This is a genomic window from Neisseria flavescens, from assembly GCF_001618065.1.
In the GTDB taxonomy this organism is placed as follows: domain Bacteria; phylum Pseudomonadota; class Gammaproteobacteria; order Burkholderiales; family Neisseriaceae; genus Neisseria; species Neisseria flavescens_A.
The window spans coordinates 1-7,573 of sequence record NZ_LAEI01000022.1; the positions used below are offsets into that span (position 1 = coordinate 1).

Annotated in this window: 8 protein-coding genes and 2 pseudogenes; 2 read left to right on the forward strand and 8 right to left on the reverse strand. The window is 42.1% G+C overall.

All coding sequences use genetic code 11. The annotated features are described in order from the left end of the window. Positions 1 to 158: 158 nt before the first annotated feature. The 7 genes and pseudogenes from TW89_RS04100 to TW89_RS04135 form a co-directional block, all read right to left on the reverse strand. Positions 159 to 1,943 carry a DUF4209 domain-containing protein gene (locus TW89_RS04100; RefSeq protein ID WP_128580639.1) on the reverse strand — a complete coding sequence of 595 codons (1,785 nt, stop codon included), beginning with the start codon at positions 1,941 to 1,943 and terminating at the stop codon, positions 159 to 161. A gap of 10 nt (positions 1,944 to 1,953) precedes the next feature. Beyond that, complete coding sequence (locus TW89_RS04105) at positions 1,954 to 3,252, reverse strand: ATP-binding protein (RefSeq protein WP_128580640.1); 1,299 nt, start codon at positions 3,250 to 3,252, stop codon at positions 1,954 to 1,956. 224 nt (positions 3,253 to 3,476) lie between these two features. Next, complete coding sequence (locus tag TW89_RS04110) at positions 3,477 to 4,370, reverse strand: LysR family transcriptional regulator (protein ID WP_128580641.1); 894 nt, start codon at positions 4,368 to 4,370, stop codon at positions 3,477 to 3,479. Between the two features lie 155 nt (positions 4,371 to 4,525). Further along, the gene (locus TW89_RS04115) at positions 4,526 to 4,810 is read right to left on the reverse strand and encodes a helix-turn-helix domain-containing protein (protein ID WP_239665049.1); all 285 of its coding nucleotides are present in this window, start codon (positions 4,808 to 4,810) and stop codon (positions 4,526 to 4,528) included. A 100-nt stretch (positions 4,811 to 4,910) separates the two neighbouring features. Beyond that, on the reverse strand, positions 4,911 to 5,441 hold the full coding sequence (locus tag TW89_RS04125) for a DUF302 domain-containing protein (RefSeq protein ID WP_049359104.1): 531 nt from the start codon (positions 5,439 to 5,441) through the stop codon (positions 4,911 to 4,913). Between the two features lie 211 nt (positions 5,442 to 5,652). Beyond that, positions 5,653 to 5,827, reverse strand: a pseudogene (locus TW89_RS04130) (RNA methyltransferase substrate-binding domain-containing protein); the annotation flags it as partial. Between the two features lie 127 nt (positions 5,828 to 5,954). Then, positions 5,955 to 6,215 carry an AzlD family protein gene (locus TW89_RS04135; RefSeq protein ID WP_283114459.1) on the reverse strand — a complete coding sequence of 87 codons (261 nt, stop codon included), beginning with the start codon at positions 6,213 to 6,215 and terminating at the stop codon, positions 5,955 to 5,957. A 234-nt stretch (positions 6,216 to 6,449) separates the two neighbouring features. Here TW89_RS04135 and TW89_RS04140 point away from each other — a divergent pair, with 234 nt between their 5' ends. Both TW89_RS04140 and TW89_RS12265 read left to right on the forward strand, forming a co-directional pair. Continuing rightward, positions 6,450 to 7,079, forward strand: a complete 630-nt coding sequence (locus TW89_RS04140) for a Tom37 metaxin N-terminal-like domain-containing protein (protein ID WP_128580642.1) — start codon at positions 6,450 to 6,452, stop codon at positions 7,077 to 7,079. Between the two features lie 12 nt (positions 7,080 to 7,091). Then, positions 7,092 to 7,283, forward strand: a complete 192-nt coding sequence (locus TW89_RS12265) for a glutathione S-transferase C-terminal domain-containing protein (RefSeq protein ID WP_128580643.1) — start codon at positions 7,092 to 7,094, stop codon at positions 7,281 to 7,283. A 108-nt stretch (positions 7,284 to 7,391) separates the two neighbouring features. Here the strand turns inward: TW89_RS12265 and TW89_RS04150 are convergent. Further along, positions 7,392 to 7,573: pseudogene (locus TW89_RS04150) on the reverse strand (MBL fold metallo-hydrolase); the annotation flags it as partial.

A 7,573-nucleotide genomic window follows, 5' to 3' on the forward strand; every position in this document is an offset into this window, starting at 1 on the left:
GAATACGCCATCACCTACGATCCGCTTTACCTCTATTACCCCAGCCGCCGCGGGCATTCCAATGTGTTTAAGCTGATTGTGGATGCGTTAAAAGTAAAAGCCGTTTGAAATTTCAGACGGCTTTTTAAGATATCATCACTTAGTCGGGAATAAAATATTCAGGATTTAGGTATAACATTACGAACAACTAATCTCAAAATCATCCACCAAGCATAAATACTATATAAAGAATTACTAGTATCATCATCTAATAATCCATGTCCAACTTCATTTCTTAAGTTAGCACTCAATGAATCAGTGAATACCGCTTGTAATTCAAACCAAAGATCATCCCCTAAAATTTCTCTAGCACCCACTATACTGACCAAACTAGATAATCCCATTTCATTTTCAATACCATTTGGATCTGTGTGTGTTGTAACAAGTCCATTTTGTTTTAAAAGCTGTCTAACCATATTTTCAACCTGTGGAGCTAATAAATGGATAGCACTCCTAAAATCCCATTCAAATCCTTGATACAAAGCATTAGCAACTAGAACTTCTCTTTTCTCAGGGACAATAGATGAGAATTTACATAATTGAATTAGAAACTCTTTTGGAAAGAGATGCTCTTGTTGAATTTGTTCTAGAGCTGGAAGAATACAGCCTTCTACGACTAAATGCATATGAATACCAAAATTTTTAATAGCATTTTTTAGAATTACTTCATCCCTATTCTTACCATCTAAAGGAGGAATAGAAGAAATTTTTCTTCCATCAACTGAAACTGAAGTTGCACCAAAAAGTGAAGAGATAGGAGAATTATTAATATTATTTTCAGTACTTTTCCATATGCTTCCAAAATTACAAGATGAAACACCAGAAAAATAGAGAAGAGATTCAAAAGCAGTTTGTTTATCTTTTACATGATTGATACTTTGCTCTTGTAACTCAGAAATATTCATTTGTTCAGTAGAAATCAATTTCAATTCATCTGTAATCAGAAGTCCAGATTGAGTAATTTTTTCTTGGATAGTATCTAGTTTTTGATCTATTTGCAGAGTGTTTCTATATGAATTTGGAATTTGCCTATATCTTTGTAGAGCCATTTTATAAAAATGATTAGCAACCATAGCGCTTTCATTTTTTCGATAGTCTCCATGATTTTCTGTAGCTTGCACCAGAAATGCTAGACTCCTACAGCTATCCTCTGCATTACCCGATTTTTTGAACAGCTTAGTAGCTGACTCCAAATATTTTTCAGCAATATGAAATTGTTTCTCATGATTAAATTCTTTTTGTTTTTCTAACAATTTTTCTGCTAATTCATGGTTTAGTCCTTTATCTAAATCTGTGTTATCAAAGATTTCAATTATTTTTAACAGATGAAGATCCCAACTAGTAGAAGGATGATCTATTTCATTTAATAGTTTTGATTTTATTTTTTCAATAAGGGAGTTATTTTTCGTTTGTTTGGCAAGCACTACAGCTCTTTCCCAAAAAGTATAAATATTTGGTTCAAAGAAATCATCGCACACATCCATTGAAATATAGCTTTCAATGGCGATTTCTGAGTATTTTTTGTTTTTTGGTACCGAACATGTCCATAAAATATCAGCAATTCTTGCTTTTATGATAGATGGAATATCTTCATCAATAATATTAGATAGACATAAAATTTCTTCAGCTTTTAAATCAATAGGATGAAAAGAGCAATTGTTACCTATACTTATATAAGACTGAAAAGGATCATTTCTACTTTCTGAATTAAGTTTTAGCAAACAGATATTTGCCAAAAGAAGAAGAGATTTCTTTAATTCTGGTTCTATTTCACAGTTACCGGACTTATTTAAATTAGAACTAATTTCAACTAAAGAAAGTTGTTCTTCATTAGATAGTTCTGAAAATATCCCATTTACTTTTATACAAAAATCTTCTTTTGATACAAAATTTAATTCTTCCATACTTTAACGCCTATAAACTATCAAACAAACTTACACCATACAGCGGCACATTCACCAGCCATTCTTGCTCCCGATAATCCACCATGGAAAATCGAATTGCTTGCTCAGGCTGAAATTGTTCTACATACACTTTCAAACTTTTCGCTTTTAAATTTTCTTCTGCTTTGACTTCAATCGGAATCACAGCTTGCTTACGTTGCACAACAAAATCGACCTCTGCCGTGCCTTTTTCAGTTGCCCAATAAAAAACAGGGTTTTCTTGGGTGGCAATCAGTTGTTGTAAAACGTATTGTTCGGTTAAAGCGCCTTTAAATTCGGTAAAAATACGGCTGCCTTCTAGCAGTACGCTGGCATCCAAATTGCTTTGTGCAGCCAGCAATCCCACATCTAAGCCATACAATTTAAAGGCGTTATCTTGATAGGCGGAAAGCGGCAAATGTGGTTTCTTCACTCGAGGCACGCTATGCACTAAGCCGCTGTCTTTTAGCCATTGCAATGCAATTTCGTAGTCTTTGCTTCTCACCCCTTTTTGTAGCTGAGCATAGATAAATTTTTTATTTTCTTTGGCAAGTTGCTCAGGAATGGAAGCCCAAATTGACCGCACTTTTTGTACAGTTTGACCATCGTGAATATGTTTGGAAAAATCTTGTTCATACGCCATCAATAAATTACGTTGAATTTGGCGCACTTCATCGACATTTTGTGTTTCGATAAATACTTTTACCGCTTCAGGCATACCGCCTACAAAATAATATAAACGGAGTAAATCAATATAAGTGGTTTTCATGGCTGAAATTAGCGACCAGTCTTTTAATTCCAGCAATTTCACCAAATCTTGTTTGCCAAGTGCGGTTAAAAATTCGTGAAAATCCATGGGATAAAGTGGTAGAAAGTCCACTTTGCCGACAGGAAAAGAGACTTGATGATGTAGTGATACCCCAAGCAATGAGCCTGCCGCGACAATATAAAATTGAGGCGCATTTTCGTAAAAATATTTGAGTGAAGATAATGCTTGCGGGACTTCTTGTACTTCATCAAAAATAATCAAGGTGCTTTCTGCTTGAATATCGACGCCGCTTTCAATTTTCAAACCGAGCATTAAGCGATCAATATCATAGTCGCCAGAAAATAGCGTTCTCATGCGAGGGTTATTATCAAAGTTAATATACGCCACTTTTTCAAAGAATTGCTCGCCAAAGTGTTCCATCGCCCAGGTTTTTCCTACCTGTCTTGCTCCTTGAATAATTAATGGCTTTCGGTTTGTTTTGTACTTCCACTTTTCTAAGGATTGTATGATTTTACGCTGCATAATGCCTCTCTAAAACAACGGATATAGGCTAATTATACAGTATGGAATACACTTTTTCTAATAATATAAGTTTATATTTATACATTTTTTCCAATGAAAAAATGTTTTCTTTTGCATTTTTTTAGATGAAATATGAAGGTTTGTTTTTCAGACGGCCTTTTAGAAAAAGTGCGGTCAATTTCCAGCACTTTTTGCCAATCCCTTTTCTTCACCAAAACAACGCATTAAACAATCCAATACGGTGCGTACTTTTGCTGATTGGGTGCGATGTGCGGTGTGGCATAAAGGGTGCGGGTGGGAAGTTTGTGTTCAGGTAATACAACGCTTAGTTGACCATTTTCTATTAAAGGCGCCACATCGCCAGAAAGCAACACCGCCATTCCCATGCCGGCACAGGCATATTCGCGTGCGACCAGTGAAGAATCTGGGCAATCAGTGCGATTTTCGGGCAGCGTTTCCGGTAGCCCTAAACACTTGAATGCGTGTAGCAGGACATTGCTATTGTGATTGAGCCAGTCGGCATTGAGTAAATTTTGCGGCTGGGCAATGGGGTGTTTGTGCAAATAGTCTGGTGAAGCGCAAATCAAGGTTTGCCATTGTGCTAATGGGCGCGCGATGCTGTCGGGATCGTCAGGATGTAAAACAACGCGGATAGCAATATCGGTATCGTTTTGTAAATCCACCAAGCGGTTGTTTTCATTGAGTATTAAGCGAATTTTGGGATAGCGACTGCATAGGGTTTGCACGGTACGTTTCATCGCTTCAACCGCGCTATAACCGGTCGGTAGGCTGATTCGGACTTCGCCTTCCAGTTCGGTTTGCAAAATGCCCATTTCGCGCTCAACGGCATCGTGCCAGTCGGTTAATTGACGGGCGTATTGTTGCAACTGCCGCCCTTCTGCTGTCGGCGTGAGGCTGCGTGTGGTGCGGTTAAGCAATTTGACGCCGTAATGATTTTCCAGCTTGCGAATGGCTTGACTGATTGCGCTGGCGGTCATGCCCAAATGCGGTGCGGCGGCATTCATGCTGCCGTATTGCAACACGGTGGCAAAAATATAGATAAGTTTAAATTTTATGCCGCCGGTAGGTTTCGACGAGGAGGGCTTTGTCGGCTTCATCGGGGTCGGGTCGGTCTTGATGGTGGTAGTAAAAGCTGCTTTTGGGCAGGTGTGCGATGTGCAGCAGGTATTTGAGCGGGTGTTGCGCCCTCAGTGTTTGGACGGTTTGGCTTTATCCTTCTCAGTCCGCTTTTGGCTGAGGGCTTTTAACTCCTTTAGGTAGGCAACCTTTGCGCGCATATAGCACAACTTTTAGATAAGCTCTGCCTGTGTTTTTTCGTGGTCGGGTTTGTCGGCAATGAAGGGGTTTTGCGGTGGTCAGTCATGGTTTTGGATTGGGGATGTTCGAGTGCGCCGATGCCGCCTTCTTGATAGGCGCGTATCCATCGTCGCAGGTGGGTTCGGGAGATGCCGTAATGATCTGCGGTACGCTGTTGGCTGCGTATATGCAGGTAGTGGAGTACGGCTTGGTATTTGAAGTGTAATGTATATTTGCTCATAAAAAAACTGCACCTTGTGAGTTGGAGGGGATGTCCAACTTTTGGGGTGCAGTTCAGGGTTTGCTCAGGTTTTCAGACGACCTTTGGATTTGGGCGAACCTTATTCCGTTACCGTTTTACGGATGAGCTTTTCCGCATTGGCGAGTGTGTTTTCCACTTCGGCGAACTCTATTTTGCTGCCCGACACCAGCGCGCGCGTATCGTTGAATACGACTTGGACTGCGCCGTCGGCTTCGGTAACGAGGACGCGCAACGGCAGTTGCAGGGCGAAGGCGGGGTCTTTTTGCATTAGCGGCGTGCCGGCTTTGGGCGTGCCGAAAACGATGACTTTCGCGGGCTGCATGTCTAAACCACTTTGTCGCGCTGCGGCTTGGTGGTCGATGATGGCGAACACGGTCATGCCTTTTTCTTTAACGACGGTTTCCAAACGGCGGACGGTATCGTCGAAGCTGTATTTGCTGATGGCGGTATGGGTTTGATTCATGGCTGAACTTTGTCGGGAATCGGTTTGTCGGGCGGCATCGCCGCTATGTGAAGCGCAGGCGGCTTTAGCAGCGGGCGCGGCATAAGATACGGCTGCAGGAAGGACGAGTGCGGCGGCAGTCAGCGCAGCAGTCAGTAATTTTTTCATGGTTGTTTCTCCAAACGGTTGAACAAAGACATCAATCTAAACGGTTCGGCGGCAAAAAGCAATGCCCGTCAGCAAAAGGGTCGTCTGAAACAGGAGTGGTTTTCAGACGACCCTTTGAGACAAAATCAACGCTGCGCGTCAACCGCTTCCAAAGTGCGCAGGGCGTAAGTGTAGGCTGCGCCTGCGTTCAGGGCGATAGCGGTTGCCAGCGCGCCGGCGATGGCAAAGTGTACGCGCACGTTTTCGTTTGCCGCTTTCTCCAACACGTCGCGCGTGCGGGCATCGTTTTTGCCTTCTTGGACGTAGAGTTCGGTAATAGATTTCGGGTTTTGCCACAGGCGGGCGTTGACGGCGTAGAAGCCGTAGATGAGTCTTTGGTTTGCCATGATTTTGCTTTATAAAAAATTTCAGACGACATTATAACAAGATAAGGTCGTCTGAAAGGGAAAGGTCGTCTGAAAACAAGTGTAACCGGTATCACGAAAACGCAGCCGCCTACCGCATCAAATACCCCTACAGCCCAGAACTGCCGACGCCGATCAACACGGTAACCAACATGGAAAACCTGCTTGCGGCAAGCACGGTCAGTGCAATGGCAATCAATTCGTGCGGTTTGTTGGACACGAAATAAGGCGCGATGACGTAAATCAACACGCAACCCGGCGCAGCTTCCATCACGATTTGTGCGCGGCGGCATAAGGTACGGTTGCGCAAGGCAAAAAAACCAATAAGGCGAGTGAAATACGTTACCGCCAGCATGCCGGCAAACAGCAGGAACGACTACCAAGAGAGCAAATCCTTCATTCTTTCCCCCTGATAGCGCAAGCGTTCTCGCTTGTGCCATTACAATCTATTGTGGTTTTGGAGTTAGCAAAATCCCGAGGCAAGCTCACGAATAAAGTTTACCGGAAAAGTGATATTTGGCGATAAAGTGATTACCTGTTTAAGTTCTTCATTTTCTTCTAATGACAAAAAAGTGCGGTCATAAAATCAAAAGGATTCTGAACGTTGGCTTTGCCAACGGCTCCCCAGATAGTCCCCCTTCTGACGCGTAGTTTTATCTATCTAAAAAATAAGCAAATTGAAGTTATTCATGAAAATAGTAAAAATCTGAATCAAACGAAATTGATTTTCAGGCACGCGTTAGGAAACGCGTGCTATCGTGGGGAAGGTAAAATTCGCAGTCCATCACCTTTCGCTTGGAAAACTGAAGCGATGCTGCGTTTATCCGGCTTAGATTTCGAAAAAGAATATGTTGCCGATCTCAGCAAAATGCCTAAAGGAAAAGTTCCGGTATTGCAAGATGGCGAGAAGTTGATCCCTGATAGTTCTCTCATCCAACGTTATCTAACTGAAACCTACGGCATTGATTTAGATAAACATTTAACGGCTGAACAAAAAGCGATTGCTGAAGCCTTTCGCCGTATGACAGAAGGACATTTATATTGGACGGGCGTATATAACCGTTTCGTCGATCCTCTCGGCAAACCATTTATGATGAAGGCAATGTTTGATGGCATACCAACCGAACAAGCCGAAGCGATTTTTGCTGTGTTACAGGAAAATGCGAAAAAAGAAATGCACGGACATGGTATCGGAAGACACACGCAATCCGATATTTACGCCTTCGGAAAATGAGATTTAGACGCCATTAGCGACTATTTAGGCACAAAATGCTACTTTTTCGGCGAAGAATTAACCTCCGTTGATGTTGCCATCGTGCCTGTTGTTGCAAGCCTGATTCTTACACCCATCGACACTGAAATTGCGCTATATGCAAGAACCAAAGCAAATTTAGTCGCCTATATTGAACGTTTTGATCGGGCAGTATTTGGAGAATAAAGCAAGAAATAAAAGGCCGTCTGAAAATTTAGACGGCTTTTTTATATCCTAAAGTGCGGTCAGGTTTTTAGGTGTTTTTGCAAAGCATCTTTAAAATCTGACCATTTATCAATCTAGCCTCACAGTCTCTCCGTCTTCCGGAACGTTCACACGGCTTTCAATGCCTTGACCGCGTATAAATTTACGCATATCGGCGCGGCTGACGGCGGTATGATTCACGGTATCCATGTGTACGGTGATGATTTTGACTTTAGGCATGACTTGACTGGCTTTTAATACATCAGCCGTCC

Bases quoted from the DNA above. Each gene is read 5' to 3' on its own strand.
- TW89_RS04105 (WP_128580640.1), bottom strand. From the start codon at position 3,252: ATGCAGCGTAAAATCATACAATCCTTAGAAAAGTGGAAGTACAAAACA.
- TW89_RS04110 (WP_128580641.1), bottom strand. From the start codon at position 4,370: ATGAAGCCGACAAAGCCCTCCTCGTCGAAACCTACCGGCGGCATAAAA.
- TW89_RS04125 (WP_049359104.1), bottom strand. From the start codon at position 5,441: ATGAAAAAATTACTGACTGCTGCGCTGACTGCCGCCGCACTCGTCCTT.
- TW89_RS04100 (WP_128580639.1), bottom strand. From the start codon at position 1,943: ATGGAAGAATTAAATTTTGTATCAAAAGAAGATTTTTGTATAAAAGTA.
- TW89_RS04115 (WP_239665049.1), bottom strand. From the start codon at position 4,810: ATGAGCAAATATACATTACACTTCAAATACCAAGCCGTACTCCACTAC.